At 54.4% G+C, this 15,158-nt stretch carries 10 protein-coding genes; 4 read left to right on the top strand and 6 right to left on the bottom strand.

The features are described from left to right. Positions 1 to 10: 10 nt before the first annotated feature. The 4 genes from VGM48_RS02155 to VGM48_RS02140 all read right to left on the bottom strand — a co-directional run bounded on the left by VGM48_RS02155 (position 11) and on the right by VGM48_RS02140 (position 6,616). The gene (locus VGM48_RS02155) at positions 11 to 1,921 is read right to left on the bottom strand and encodes an SPFH domain-containing protein (RefSeq protein WP_331576064.1); all 1,911 of its coding nucleotides are present in this window, start codon (positions 1,919 to 1,921) and stop codon (positions 11 to 13) included. Positions 1,922 to 2,054: 133 nt separating this feature from the next. Then, positions 2,055 to 3,857 carry a DUF4139 domain-containing protein gene (locus VGM48_RS02150; protein WP_331576063.1) on the bottom strand — a complete coding sequence of 601 codons (1,803 nt, stop codon included), beginning with the start codon at positions 3,855 to 3,857 and terminating at the stop codon, positions 2,055 to 2,057. 65 nt (positions 3,858 to 3,922) lie between these two features. Beyond that, positions 3,923 to 5,578, bottom strand: a complete 1,656-nt coding sequence (gene glgP, locus VGM48_RS02145; RefSeq protein ID WP_331576062.1) for an alpha-glucan family phosphorylase — start codon at positions 5,576 to 5,578, stop codon at positions 3,923 to 3,925. Between the two features lie 63 nt (positions 5,579 to 5,641). Then, a complete protein-coding gene (locus VGM48_RS02140) occupies positions 5,642 to 6,616 on the bottom strand; it encodes a hypothetical protein (protein ID WP_331576061.1) in 975 nt (324 codons plus the stop codon). Between the two features lie 100 nt (positions 6,617 to 6,716). Here VGM48_RS02140 and VGM48_RS02135 point away from each other — a divergent pair, with 100 nt between their 5' ends. Next, complete coding sequence (locus tag VGM48_RS02135) at positions 6,717 to 7,403, top strand: metal-dependent transcriptional regulator (RefSeq protein WP_331576060.1); 687 nt, start codon at positions 6,717 to 6,719, stop codon at positions 7,401 to 7,403. Beyond that, complete coding sequence (locus tag VGM48_RS02130) at positions 7,369 to 9,252, top strand: Nramp family divalent metal transporter (protein WP_331576059.1); 1,884 nt, start codon at positions 7,369 to 7,371, stop codon at positions 9,250 to 9,252. The genes VGM48_RS02135 and VGM48_RS02130 overlap by 35 nt, the downstream gene beginning before the upstream one ends. On the opposite strand, the gene VGM48_RS02125 is transcribed toward VGM48_RS02130, so the two are convergent. Continuing rightward, entirely contained in the window at positions 9,247 to 9,864 is a 618-nt protein-coding gene (locus tag VGM48_RS02125) for a Crp/Fnr family transcriptional regulator (protein WP_331576058.1), read from the bottom strand. The two genes, VGM48_RS02130 and VGM48_RS02125, sit on opposite strands and share 6 nt — an antisense overlap. A 7-nt stretch (positions 9,865 to 9,871) precedes the next feature. Next, positions 9,872 to 10,450, bottom strand: coding sequence for a Crp/Fnr family transcriptional regulator (locus tag VGM48_RS02120; RefSeq protein WP_331576057.1), 579 nt, complete (start codon positions 10,448 to 10,450; stop codon positions 9,872 to 9,874). A gap of 57 nt (positions 10,451 to 10,507) precedes the next feature. Here VGM48_RS02120 and VGM48_RS02115 point away from each other — a divergent pair, with 57 nt between their 5' ends. Then, positions 10,508 to 11,740 (top strand): isocitrate dehydrogenase (NADP(+)), encoded by a 1,233-nt coding sequence (locus VGM48_RS02115; protein WP_331576056.1) that lies wholly within the window; start codon positions 10,508 to 10,510, stop codon positions 11,738 to 11,740. A 297-nt stretch (positions 11,741 to 12,037) separates the two neighbouring features. After that, positions 12,038 to 15,157, top strand: coding sequence for a SusC/RagA family TonB-linked outer membrane protein (locus VGM48_RS02110; RefSeq protein WP_331576055.1), 3,120 nt, complete (start codon positions 12,038 to 12,040; stop codon positions 15,155 to 15,157). The last annotated feature ends 1 nt before the right edge of the window (position 15,158 follow it).

Below are 15,158 nucleotides of genomic sequence, written 5' to 3'. Positions count from 1 at the left end.
CACGCCGTGCCTAATTGTCCTTCTCATCCGTCTTCTTTCTTACCTGCTCCAGCAACTGAAGACCGAGTAGTCCCTGGATGGCACCATTCCCGCCTTCGCCACCGCCCCCGATCAGTATCTCGGGCATGATACGGATATGTTGCTGGCCGATCGCCTCCATCACTTTCAGCTGCGTGAAATTATTGCCCCCCATCGCTTCCACCGCCAGCTTATACGATTCGGCAGAGGACTTGCCGATAGCCAGGATCTTCTCGGCTTCCGCATTACCGGTAAGGGAGATCTTCTCCGCATCGGCTTTGGCCAGCCATTCGATCTTTTCCGCGTCGGCCCTCGCCAGGAGACGGGTCTTCTCCGCCTCACCGCCGGCCAGCAGTTTGAGCCTGTCGGCCTCCGCAGTGGCCTGCAGGCGGACGCTGTTAGCGTCACCTGTCGCCTTCTTCACCGAAGCATCGGCAATGCGTTCGGCGATAAGCACCCCCTGATCGGCTTTTACGATCTCCTTCTGGATCTCGGCAATAGCCGTTTCCTTTTCGAGGCTCTGCCTCGTCTCCTGCGCCTTCATCTGCGTTTCATAGGTTACCTTTTGCTCTTCGGCGATCTTGCGGTCGGTCAACGTCTTCATCAGGCTGTCCGGCGGAACGATATCCCCGATCAGCGTGTCGACGCCGATGACATTGTATTGCTCTAAGACACGGCCGATATGCAGCCTGGCCGACTCCTGCCGTTCCTTACGGGTACCCAGGAACGCAATGACATCACTGTCCTGTGCGGAGTTGCGGAAATAGTTACCGATCGTCGGCTCCAGCACTTGGCTCACCAGGTTGACCATATTCCCAAAACGCGCGATCACCTTCGGCGCCTCGGTGGTCGGGATATGGATGATCTGCGCCACGTCGAGGTTAAACGGGAAACCGTCCTTGCTTCGGACCGTGATCGTCGATAGGTTCTTATCCAGCTGATGCGCTTCACTGCGTGCACTGGCCCAGTTGAGCACCAGGTTGGTGGTGGGCACCAGTTCCGTTTTCTGGATATACGGGTTGATCGGATACTTACCCGGCCCAAGCGGTTCGGCCCACACACCTTTGTGACCGCGGGACACGATATTCCCATGCTTGAAGTCCACGCCGCTGAGGTCCGCCCCCTCTTCCCCCACGAAGGAGATGACGACACCTACGTAACCGATCGGGATCTCGGTCATCTTGACCATATCCACTTTTACAAACCACGGGTTCAGAAAATACGAACCGGCGAGGATGACCTGTTCCTGCAAGCCCTTAAAGCCGCCATTCGCAAGGAAAAGATCGGCGTCCTGGAACTTGTTGTGTTCGCCGATGAGCCGGCCCGCGATCTGCCCTTCGCCCAGCGATTGACCTTCCATCGTCGTCGCGATACCCACGGCATTGTCGGGTACACTCACCATATCGGTGATCTCCACATCAAAAAGAAAAGTGTTGATACGATAGGAACCGGGTGTAATGATCGCGGTCTGCCGCCCTTTCCGGCCGCCGTTCTGCAGAAATGCAGCGGCATCCTGGAAGGCGTCGCAGGGAACCTTCCGCGCAAGGATAGCGCCCGTCTCCAGTTCGGCACCGTCGCGGGCCAGCACCAGCCCGATCTTCCCCGTCGGAATGATGGTAAACGGTTGGAAATTGATCGCATATTGCCAGAACCATTTTCCAAAGTAGACCCCGGGAGCCAGGGTCTGTGCCTGGAAGCCGGCTTCGCCGCCAGTGGCGATGATCCTGCCCTCGGGCAGCGACTGTTTGCCCCAGAGCACGAACTTTTTGGTCACAAGGCCGATACGGTCTTCCGGCACGATAACCAGGCCGAAAAAGACCCGGAGGATGATGCGGTAAAGCAGGATAAACAATAAGGGAATGCCGATGGCAAGACCCCATCTGATCAAGGTTGAGTTGTCCATTTTGTTTGAGGGTTTGAATCAGCAAAGTTTGCACAGCTGCCCCACAGCCCCAACGGAAATCGGATAAACGGTAAAACTGACGGGTGTACTAACGGAAACAAGGGTCCCAGTAGACCCTTGTATTCTTTTATATTCATCTAATATTCAAATCCTTGTCCTTTGGATATTTCACACTGTAGCTAATGCGGTAGGAACGGCTTTCGCCCGGTGCCAGTTCGAGGTCCCACGTGAGGATCCCGGTGTCCTTATTCACCGATGCGCCGCCGTTCTCCAGCAATGCCGTCTCGATGTCCTTGTTCGATGAGATCGGGTACTGATCCTTCAGCAACATCCGCGCTTTCTCTTTTTTGTTGTTGCGGACAGTGATCTCGTAGGTAAACACCTGCTTTTTGTCTGAGCCCAGGAATTTTACGCTGCTGAAATCCGCGACTTTCTCTTTCCTGACGACGATCCGCTTATCCCGGCCCAGGGTGAGGTTGAGGGTATCCTGGATCGAACCCGGATCGATGCGCGATTTGCCGATATACGTTCCTTCCACCATGATGCTGGCTTCCCCGGGCAACAGGTTCAGCTTTTCCCAGCCCGTCAATTTCCCAAGGAGATAAGTGTCGCGGTCAACCCCCGGCGCGGCGTAATACTGGTACACGCAGGGCAGGCGATATTCCTTTAAAACGACACCCTGCTCCATTCCATTGCCGGGTATGTCGTAAGGAAGATCGATGTCGAAGACGGCGTCCATCGTCCGATCGCTGACCGATACATAATCGCCCAGTTCGTCCTTCAGGGTGATGAGGATCACACCTCCGGCCGCGCGCGAACCATAGACCGCAGTGGCGTCCGCGCCCTTCAGGACGTCGATCTTCTGGATCGTTTTGGGATCAAGATTGGCGATCTCGGAACTCGTAACCTCCCGGCCGTTGACGATATACAGGGGATCGGCTGCCTTATTGAATGAATTAAGTCCTCTAATCTGGATTTGCGCTCCGCTGAGCCTGTAGTCCAGCCTGTTCTCAAAAGCATTGTTCGCCGGCGAAGGCGCGGCAAGATATCCCGCACTGCCGGCCATCGCCTCGACAAACTGCAGGAAGCGGGTCTTCAGCACCGGCGCATTGCCCCCCTGTGAGGGCAGCGAGGTGGAAAGGCTGAGTTTTACCTGCTTCCAGTCGATGCCCGAAGTCTGCACAACCCGGGCCTTGTAGAAGATATGCAGCGGGTCCTTGTCGTTATCCACCTTGAGATCGTAGGAAGGTTCCCAGTGAGCGGCCGTCGTAAGGTAAGAGACCGTCAGATCGCAGGCGCCGGCCATCGGGCTCATCACCTGCAGGACCAGGCTGCCGGCCGTAGCCGTGTTCTTCCTTTCGTCCTCCTTTATCTGGCTGTCGAGCCGGTCGGCCAGTTGCTTCAATTGCTGTGAGCGCTCAGCATAACCGCTGAGCTCGGTTCGAAGTTCCACCTCTTTCTGCTTGTAGTAGTCCATCATCTTCGACAGTTCGGCCACGGTGACCCCCGTGCCGGCACTCCCGATGCTCTTGTTGCCGTCAAGCAGCTGAAGCAGCTCGTTGGCGGATTTTGTCAGCACGTCCAATCGCGTGAGTTCTTTTTTGATACCGGCGATAGAGTCCTGCAGTTTTTTTATGAAGGGGCTGACGGTCTCCGGCTGGAGGTGATCGGTGGAAAAGGTCACCGACAGGATCGATACGCCGGAAGTGCAGCCGATGCGGATGCTGGAGATATCGATCGCATTGCTGAGGTCGCCGACCACCAGCTCGTTGGCGCCGCGTTCGAGGCGGACAGTGGCGGTATGCACCAGCTCCGCGCCGCTGCGGTAGACGGTCACCGACCGGAGAGTGGAAGAAACGACATGCTTTCCTTCGCCTGCTCTTGCGGTGAACAGGGAGAGGGTAAATAAAAGGGCTAAAAAAGGCTGTGGTCGCATATGAAAGAGTTTTGATGAATAGTACTCCCTCAGGATGCGACCACGCGTAAAATTACATAAACCGGTTATTTATACAGCTGATCATAGTATTCATGCGCCATCCGGCCGGCATCAAACTGGTACCGGACATCCCGCATGCCGTTTTTCGCGATCTGCCTCCAGGTGTCATAGTTGTCGTAATAGGTAGGCAGGATCTCGTTCAGGAGGATCTCGTACAGCTTGTTCAGATCGTAATCGTCCACCGCCTCCACATGCATATTGCCATAGTCCGCCTTGGGGACCACAAATCCATTGTTGCCGTGGTTGACGAATTCGGGTATCCAGCCGTCATCCGTGGAAAAGTTGACGGCGCCGTTCATCGCTGCCGTCATCCCGCTGGTGCCGGACGCTTCGCGCGGAACCCGCGGATTGTTCAGCCAGCAGTCTGCCGCCTGTTTCATCCGCTTGGACAACGCCAGCTCATACCCGACAAGCACGGCGACATTCTTATAATTCTTGCTGAGATGGACCAGGTGGTTGAACTCGTTGATCGCCGGATAGTCCATGGGATAGGGCTTGCCGGCCCAGATGATCTGGACGGGATGCCGGATATCACTGATCAGCTTGTTGAACCGGTCCATGTCCCTCGCCAAAAGCCCGGCCCGCTTGTAACCCGCGAATCGCCGGGCCCAGACGATGGTAAAGACGTTTGGATCGAAGACCTTCCCGGTCTGGTCGGCAACCAGCTCAAAAGCCCGCTTCTTCATGTATTTCTTGCGGTCGTCCCACCAATAATCGTTCCCCTCCTCCATCTTGCGATAAAGCTCTTTGTCGGCCCAATAGCGCCAGTTCTGGGCATTGGTGATGGCGATGATGGGGCAAACATCCTTGTACTTCCCCCACATGGCGCGGGAAACCGTGCCATGCAATTGAGAGACCCCATTGGCCAAATGCGCGAACCGCAGCGCGACAAGCGAATGATTGAACGCGTCGTCATCCAGCCCCGTCAGTTTCTTTACCTCCTCCACGGACAAGCCGCAGAAATAACTCATCTTATGACAGAGATAGATATCGTGTTTCTCGTTGCCCGCCTCTTCCGGCGTGTGCGTCGTAAAGACAAGCCTTTTGCGCACCTCGTCGATATTGCGGTCGTATTTCTGATAGAGATAGAAACTGGCACTGATGGCATGCGCCTCGTTGAAATGGTAGAGATCGGGGTTGAAGCCGAGTTCGTCCACAAGTTTCGCCCCGCCTACTCCCAGTAAGATAAACTGCGCTACCTTGGTTGCAACATTTGCATCATATAATCGATGCGTGATCGTCTGCGAGACATAGTCGTTCTCCGGCACATCCGTACTCAACAAAAACAACGGCGCGCTCTTGAAAGTCTCCGGATTGAGATACCAGACCTTTACCCAGACGGGATGGTCATGAATAGTCACCTGGTAACGGATGCCCGTGTCCTCCAGAAAGCTGTATAGTTTCTCCATCCAGGTCACCTGCAGGGTCTGGTCGAGATTGCGGGCCTGATCATAATAACCATATTTCCAAAGGATACCGATATTGATCATATTCTGCCGCAGTTCATACGCACTACGCAAATGCGAGCCCGCCAAAAATCCCAAGCCACCGCTATAGATCTTCAACGGCTGGTGCACAGCAAACTCCATCGAGAAATAAGCTACTTTTTTCGAATACTGCTCATCGACAGTGTATGGCACCGCATAGTTCTTAAAGTTCATAAGCAAAACCAGTTAATCATTCCTATATGTAAAATGTACGCAATATAACGGATTAATAGGATATCAATTGCGATGCGGCTTATGGTCGGTGGGTTTTTCTTTTGTCTTTCGCTTCCCGAAATACCCTTCGAAGAAGCATCTGATATCCCGGTGCACGCCGCAACCACCCTGTTCCTTGAGGGAAACACCTTCGGGAATGAAGGTGAATTCGATCGCACAGGGGTCGGAATATGCCCGATACCGTGCGACGCCGGGGGCCACGAATTTTGCCTCACCTTTTAATTCCCCCTTGCAGGAGCCGTCGTTCTTCTCGAAATGGATGAAAAACAGGAAACGCGAAGCGTCCTTCCCATCCCGGATGGTGACGATGTTGCGCTTGTCCTGCGCGTAATCACCCGAGAACTTATGTTTGCGCGGCAAGGTGTCGATGGGATTATAAACGGGGGGCGCCTTTGTTTTTTGCTCGTTCGATTCGGTGAGGATCAGCATGAGACCCGCATCACCGTTGAAAATATAGGCATCCTTGTGGTAGACGATCTGGCCATCGGAGCCCTTTCGCTGATGCAGGATCGTAAGGGTGTACTTATTATCCAGCGTTGCCAGCCCGCTGACCCCGGATTCATTGTCCGAATAAAGAACGGGCCGGGCGGCAGCAAAATGGTCTTTCTTGTCAAAGCAAAGGATGTACAAAGCCCTGCGCTGGCTCGTCGTTGCTTTTACAAAAACATATTTCTCCGCGTCCGGGACGCTGATCTTTCCGATGGCATAAAGATGGGGATGCTGTTCCTTGCCAAAGAGGCGGGTAATGATGGAGTCCGGAACGAATCTTGCAAAAAGCCTGGCATTGATCACCGAAGACTCCGGCTCCTTCCGCTTCAGGATCGTGTCCCCTACCTGATAGGGCAGTTTCATGGGCTGAAAGAACTCCAGAAAATCAGCGATACTCACCTCTTCATCGTTGGTCGCCAGCGAAACCTTCTTGCTCTTACACGAAATCATCACCATTGATAATGCGATCAGCAACAGGTATTTGAACATACACGAACCAGGTTTACGCGGTAAAAATAACCAAATTATCCCTTGCAATTCCGAATTTTAATTTTAGATTTGTCTAAATTTAATTTTAGTCGAATCAAATATGAAGCATTCCGCCAGCAGAGAAAATTATCTCAAGGCCATCTTCCATCTGCAACAGGAACAGGGCCTCGTCACGACCAACGCCCTGGCAGCGGCCCTTGGCACAAAGCCTGCATCCGTCACCGACATGCTAAAGAAGCTAAAGGAACAAAAGCTGCTGCTCTACGAACGGTACAGGGGTTTCAAGCTGAACAATGAAGGCCGCAAGACCGCTGTCCAGGTGATCCGCAAGCACCGGCTCTGGGAGTATTTCCTCGTGAAGAAATTGCAGTTCGGCTGGGATGAGGTACATGAGATCGCCGAAGAACTGGAACATATCAGCAGCCGGGCGCTGATCGACCGGCTGGATGCCTTCCTGGGTCACCCCGAGACAGATCCCCATGGCGACCCGATCCCGGACAGCCAGGGTCGCATGCAGGTCCGCCGGCAGATCTCGCTCGCCGATCTGCCCCTCAACAAAGTGGTGCAGGTGTCGGGTATCGCCAGTCAGACCACCGAGATGCTGGAGGTCCTGCAGCATAATCACATCCGGCTGGGCACCCGGCTCGAGATAAGAAAAAAATTTCCTTTTGATGACTCCCTGGAAGTAAAGGTGAGCAACCGCTCCCCCGTTACGCTCAGCGCCAGGGTGGCAAAAAACGTTTTGGTAACCGATGATCAACCACCAACAGAAAGACGTCAGTCTTAGCGAAGTGCATGGCAGTATCGACACGACCACCAGGAAAGGCCCCTGGTGGCGGCAACTTTTTGTCTTCTTCGGTCCGGCCTATCTGGTCAGCGTAGGATATATGGATCCAGGCAACTGGGCCACCGATCTGGCCGGCGGCAGCCGCTTCGGCTATTCACTGCTCTGGGTGCTGCTGATGAGCAACCTGATGGCCATCCTCCTGCAGAACCTGGCTGCGAGGCTGGGGATCGTCCGCGGCCGGGACCTGGCACAGGCCAACCGCGAAGTCTACCCGGCCTATATCAACATCCCCCTCTATGTACTGGCGGAGATCGCCATCGCCGCCTGCGACCTGGCCGAGGTACTGGGGATGGCCATCGGGCTCGAACTGCTGACAGGTCTTCCCCTCGTGTACGGCGTATTTATCACCGTGCTCGATACCTTCCTGCTGCTGTTTCTTCAACGGATGGGGATGCGGCGGATGGAAGCTTTTGTCATCGGGCTGATCGCAGTGGTCGGCGGCTCGTTCCTCGTGGAGATCCTTCTGGCCCACCCCGCGCCGGCCGATATCCTGAGCGGGTTCGTTCCCCGGCTGCAGGGCAAGGAAGCACTGTATATCGCCATCGGTATCATCGGGGCGACAGTGATGCCGCACAATCTCTATCTGCACTCGGCGCTCGTCCAGACGAGAAAGATCCTGCCCGGTGCGAAGCATGTCCGAAGGGCACTAAAGATCAATTTTTTAGATAGCGCCGTAGCGCTGAACCTCGCTTTTCTGGTCAATGCCGCCATCCTGATCCTGGCCGCGACCGTTTTTTTCCGTACGGGCCGGACGGATGTAGCCTCCATCAAGGAGGCCTACCGGCTTCTCCCCATGCTGGGCACCTCACTGGCGCCAAAGCTGTTCGCCATCGCCCTGATCGCCTCCGGCCAGAGCTCTACGCTCACGGGAACCCTTGCCGGCCAGATCGTAATGGAAGGCTATCTCCAGTTGCGGATCAACCCTTGGGTCCGGAGGCTGCTGACCCGGATGCTGGCGATCATTCCCGCGGTGGTGGTGATCGTGCTGTTCGGTGAGAAAGAAGTGGACAACCTGCTCGTGTTAAGCCAGGTATTCCTCAGTGTGCAACTGGGCTTTGCCGTTATCCCGCTGATCCATTTCGTCAGCGACAGGAAAACGATGGGCGAGTTCAGCATCAAGCCCGTTATCAAGCTGCTGGCATGGGCTGCCGCCTCACTGCTGGTCTGGCTCAATGTCAAACTGGTGGTGGAAGAGGCGACACCCTTTATGGCGGCCCCCGGTCATACGCTTTGGAAAGTGCTGATCGTCCTGGGCAGCCTGGGCGCCTGCGCGCTGCTTTGTTATATCGGGCTGCACCCATGGATCGCCCGGCAGGTCCGCCGGAAAGCACCCCAGCTTCATCCGCAGCCCGACGCGTTACAGGACTGGACCCCTCCGGCCTTCCGGCATATCGCCATCGCCCTGGATTTTAGCGAACACGATGAGAAGTTGCTGGCCTATGCGGCAGGCCAGGGCGGCGCCGCCGCGCGCTATCTGCTGATCCATGTAGTGGAAAGCGTTTCGGCCCACCTGCTCGGAAAAGAAAGCGACGACTATGAGACCCGCAAGGATCAGGAACGGCTTGATCAGTATCGCGCGATCCTGCAGGAGAAAGGATTGCAGGCGCACACCGCCCTCGGGTTCCGGCATCGCAGCCGCGAGATCGCCCGCATCGCCCGCGAACAGCAGGCAGATATGCTGGTGATCGGCTCCCACGGACACCGGGGCCTGAAAGATCTCGTCTTTGGCGAAACGGTAAACGCGGTGCGGCACGAGTTAAAGATACCGGTGCTGGTGGTCAACCTATAGCGCTTTTCTTCCTGACCGCATCAAGTGTTTCAGCCGGCTGAAGGTCTCCGGTTTGATATTGAGATAAGAGGCGATATATTTCTGCGGCACCCGTTGCAGCATTTGCGGATGCGTGCGGACATAGTCGAGAAACCGCTCCCGGGTATTCTTCCGCAGCTGGTCGAAATAGCGGCTGTCCTTCTTGACAAAAAGATCGGAGAGCAGCAGCCGCCCCAGCCGCTCGGCCTTGGGGAAGAGATCATACGCCTCCTGCAGGTTCTCATAGGTGATGGAGAAGAAGACCGTCGGCTCGATCGTCTCGATGACGCAGGACGAAGGAATACGATAATGAAAAGAAAGATCGGCATGCACGATATGACCTTCCGAGGCCAGTTGCACGGTGATCTCCCGGTTACGCACCGGCAGGTATTTTCGCGCCAGCCCCCAGGCGATAACATTCAGATAGCGTTCAACCTCGCCCGTATTGATCACAATGGCCTTTTTCTCGAACTCCCGGATCTCGATATAAGGCAGGAATTGGTTGAACTCCTGCTTCGACAACGGCGTGAAGCGGGCGAAATAACGGTACAGGTCCTCGAGGGCTGCCTTATATGATGATGCGGAGTTGCTCATTTGCTGGTTAGTTTCGCTTTCTCGGCATGTTCTTCAGACGGCTGAAGGTTTCCGGTTTCATGTTCAGATAAGAGGCCAGATATTTTTGTGGGACACGCCGGATCAGATCGGGGTTCCGCTCCACAAAACGCGTAAAACGTTCCCGCGTGTCGAGACGCATGCATTCGTGCTCCCACTCTTCCTTTTGCATGACGAATTGCGTGGTGAGCAGTCTTCCCAGCCGCTCGATCCGCACACTCTGCTGATAGATCGCATCCAGGTCTTCCCGGGTGATCGACAGCAGCGTGGTGGGTTCCAGGGTCTCGATGGCATAATGGGAAGGCGTAGCCGATAAAAAAGAGGCGCTGCTGCTGACCAGCTCTCCTTCCTTTGCAATATTGGTGATCAGCTCCGTCTTGCCCTTGCTAAAATACATCCGGACCAATCCCTTTACCACGAAGTTCATGTATCGCTCGGTCTCCCCTACCCCTAGCAGTTGCTCCCGCCGGTCAAAGCTGCGGACGATGATCTTTTCGCCCAGAAGGTTGAACTCCGCGGCCGTCAACGCGACGTAGCCGGACACATATTTCCTTAACGTTTCGAGCATAATTTGGGCATTTTGCTGTAGGTTTGCTCTCCTTTTAGAGATAAAAATAGCAGAAATATGCCCAAAAAAATCAAAGTCGCCAACCCCGTGGTTGAGCTGGATGGGGACGAAATGACCCGGATCATCTGGAAATTCATCAAAGACAAACTGATCCTGCCTTATTTGGATATCGATATCAAATACTATGACCTGGGAGTCGAATACCGCGATAAGACGGACGATCAGGTGACGATCGATGCCGCCAACGCCATCAAACAATATGGGGTGGGCATCAAATGCGCCACCATCACCCCCGACGAAGCGCGGGTAAAAGAATTCAGCCTGAAGCAAATGTGGAAGAGCCCCAACGGGACCATCCGCAATATCCTGGACGGGACCGTGTTCCGCGAACCGATCGTAATGAAGAACGTTCCGCGGCTGGTCACCAACTGGACGGCCCCCATCATCGTCGGCCGTCATGCCTTTGGCGACCAGTACCGGGCTACCGATACGGTTATCAAAGGAAAGGGCAAACTGACCATGACCTTTACCCCCGAAGACGGCAGCGCACCTCAGACCTTCGAGGTGTACAATTTTAAAGGGGGTGGCGTGGCCCTGTCCATGTACAACACCGACGAGTCCATCAAGGGCTTTGCGCGCAGCTGTTTCAATATGGCGCTTAGCAAGAAATGGCCCTTATATCTGTCCACAAAGAACACGATCCTCAAAAAATACGACGGCCGCTTCAAGGATATCTTCGAAGATATCTATCAGCAGGAGTTCAAACAGGCCTTCCAGGATGCGGGCATCGTCTACGAACACCGCCTCATCGATGACATGGTAGCCAGCGCATTGAAATGGAACGGCAATTTCGTATGGGCCTGCAAAAACTACGACGGCGACGTACAAAGCGACTCCATCGCCCAGGGCTTCGGCTCGCTGGGGCTGATGACCTCCGTACTGGTCACCCCCGACGGCAAGATCATGGAAGCCGAAGCGGCTCATGGCACCGTAACCCGCCACTACCGGGACCACCAGGCCGGCAAGCCTACCTCCACCAACCCCATCGCCTCCATCTTCGCCTGGACCCGCGGCCTCGCTTTCCGCGGCAAACTCGACAACAATAAGGAACTGATCGATTTTGCCGACGCACTCGAAGCAGTCTGTGTCGAAACGGTGGAAAGCGGTCACATGACCAAGGATCTCGCCATCTGCGTCCATGGCAATAAAGTGGAACATGGCAAACACTTCCTCTATACCGAAGAGTTCCTCGATGCGATCGATCAGAACCTTCAGAAGAAGCTAAAATAAGCTAAATCACCCTTTTCAATAGAGGCCCCCTGTAACCAGGGGGCCTCTTCATTTGCTAAACCACTAATCTTTTTTTTAGTAGACCATATTGGTAGATTTTTAATTTTATTTTAATCTGGTTAATACATTGTTAATTGTCAATAAAACAAGCCGGCATACCCCAAAACGTTTATTAAATACCCTCATCCGCCAGATATTATCAAATAAAGATATTTTGTATTGAATATATATGTGAATTTATTCATGTAATTCTTCCCTATATTAGGTTCTCATCTTTTAACCAAAACTACTTACAACATGAGGAACCTACTCCTGCTCATGAGCAGTTGTCTGCTGCTGCTTGGGCATGCGATCGCTCAAAACAAAACGCTCACCGGGAAGATCACTGACGAAACCGGGAAACCGGTGCCCAGCGCCAGTATTACCATCAAAGGCAGCCGTGCCGGTACCAGCTCGGGCCCCGACGGTTCTTTCACCATTTCCGTTCCGCCAAAATCAAAGACGCTGACGATCTCGGCAATAGGCTGGATCAGCAAGGAAGTCGAGATCGGTGACCAGACATCCATCACCATCAGCCTGCATCCCGCACAGAACACGTTGTCGGAAGTGGTGGTGACCTCCCTGGGCATCACCCGCGACAAGCGATCTCTTGGCTATGCCACCCAGCAATTGAAAGCCGACCAGCTCGCAGACAAAGGACAGGTCAACGTGATCAGCGCCATGGAAGGCAAGGTAGCCGGCGTCAACATCACGGGAGCCAGCGGCGGCGCCGGCGCGTCCGTGAACATCAATATCCGGGGCATTACCTCTTTTACCCGCAACAACCAGCCGCTGTTCGTGGTTGACGGCGTTCCCATCAGCAATGATGTGGACAGGACCAATGGCGGTCCCAACGGTACCCTGGGTGACCAGCAGCCCGCCAACCGCGCACTCGATATCGACGTGAACAGCATCGAGTCCATCAACATCCTGAAAGGACCCTCCGCCTCCGTTCTTTATGGTTCAAGGGCAGCCGCAGGTGCGATCATCATCGTTACGAAGAAGGGCTCCGCAAACGGAAGAAGCGAAATAACAGCCAGCTCCGCCTATAGCCGTCAAAATGCGGAAGGCCTGCCAAAGGTGCAAAACCTCTACGGCCAGGGCTCCACCGGCATCTACAACCCCGCTTCCGGGAACTCCTGGGGTCCTAAATTCGGCGCCACCCCAAGCGTAGCCAACGGACTTCTTGTCAACGGTGCGCCAGTTACTTACCGGGCCTACCCCAACAACATCAACGATTTCTTCCAGACCGGGACGATATCCGACAACAGTCTTAGCATCAATGGGGGCGATGCCAAACAGAATTTTATCTTATCAGGCGGTTATGTGACCCAGAATGGTATCCTGCCCAATACTTCCTTAAGACGGACGAATGTCAAATTCGCCGGCAATACCGTTTTCCGGAACAAGATCAAAGTGGGCGGTTCCGCCACTTTTTTCAACACGCTGCAGACCGGTATCCTGGATGGCAACGGGGCAAGTTCCCTGGCCGTCGTCGAAGGCCTGTCCCGGAGTATCGACCTTACTTCCACCAGGAAACTGGGCACCTATCAAAATATCGACGGGACCAACAACTGGCCCATCACCGGTCAGGACAATCCCTATTACGATGCATATAAAAATCCACTCAAGAGCAATCTTTATCGCATCATCGGTAATGTTAACGCAGGAATCGATATCAATTCCTGGCTGAGCGTCAGCTACCGGCTGGGTATCGATGCCTATACCGACCGCAGAAAGCAGATCTTCGCTATCAGCAGCGCCCGCGTCCCCGCCGGTCAGGATCTGGAAAGTACGATCTATCGCAGCGAGCTGAACGGCGACCTGATCATCACCGCACATAAGAACGACTTCCTGGTCAAGGATTTCACCATCAGCGGCGTTCTCGGCCAGAACATCAACCAACGGCGTTTCCAGGTGGTGACCGTCCAGGCGGATGCCCTTGCCGTTCCCGGATTTTATAACGCAAACAACGGTAGCAATTTCGCCATCGGCTCCGGTGAGAGCACTACCTTACAGCGTCTGCTGGGTTACTATGGTCAGTTGTCCCTCGGCTGGAAGAACTTCCTATTCCTCGAGGCAACGGCCCGTGCCGATCAGTCGTCAACATTGACCAAGAGTAAGAATACCTTCTTCTACCCTTCCGTGAATGCCACTTTCGTTTTCACGGACGCCTTCCATATCAACAATCCGATCCTCACCTATGGAAAGATCCGGGCGAACGTCTCGAAGGTCGGTACGGATGCGCCACCTTATCTGCTGAATAATACGTTTGTGAAAGGTGGGTATGGTAATAACGTAGCCAACTTCAGCTTCCCGTATGGTTCTATCGCAGGCTTCACCCTCAGCTCGACCATCGCCCCTGCCACGCTGGCACCGGAGTTCGTGACCAACTACGAAGTCGGGGCTAACCTGGGTTTCTGGAACAACCGCGCCACGTTGGATGCCACAGTCTACAATACGATCAGCACCAGCCAGATCTTTTCGGTCGGCATTCCTCCTTCCACCGGGTTTACCACAAAGACCGTGAATGCAGGCAAAATGACGAATAAGGGAATAGAACTTACTCTTTCGATAGAACCCATCTCCACCAAGAACGTTCGTTGGGATATCATCGGCAATTTCACCAAGAACACCAACAAGGTGGTCAGTATCTTCCCCGGCATCACCAGTTTCTCCATCCCTGGGAGTGCTTTTATCGGCTCGATCCCCTCGATCAAGGTGGGCCAGCCCTATGGCGTGATCGTCGGCGGTCTGATCCCCCGGGATTCCACCACAGGCGCCCGGCTGATCAATCCGGGAACAGGCGTATATGCGACCACCATCGCCAACCAGATACTCGCCAATCCGAATCCTAATTACATTCTCGGCATTACGAATACAGTCAAGTATAAGACGCTGTCCCTTGGGTTTACCTTCAACTTCATCAAGGGCGGACAGCTATTGTCGTTCACGGCAGCCTCCTATAAATCCAGGGGAGCCTGGGTCGAAACGGGCAAAGACCGCGAAAAACCCTGGATCCTGCCCGGCGAGATCCTCTCAAACGGGAAATATGTTCAGAACAATATCCAGATCCCGGCGCAGACCTATTGGCAAACGCTTGGCGGCCTGCAAAGCGAATTCAACGTCTATGACGCGACCGTTCTCCGTTTACAGGACATTACCCTTGGCTACGACCTGCCGAACAGCATCACCAAGAACCTGAAGCTGAATTATGTCCGGCTCTCCGTCTTTGCCAACAACGTGTTCCACATCTCGCCGAATACTTTCTTCGACCCGGAACTTAACACCCAGGGCGCCGGCAACATCCGCGGACTGGACCTGCAGGGTACCCCCAATGCAAGGACCATGGGCGCGAGTCTGAAAGTTTCCTTTTAAC

It is taken from the genome of Puia sp. (assembly GCF_036500295.1).
GTDB lineage: Bacteria > Bacteroidota > Bacteroidia > Chitinophagales > Chitinophagaceae > Puia.
This window is presented reverse-complemented; position numbering and strand designations above follow the sequence as displayed.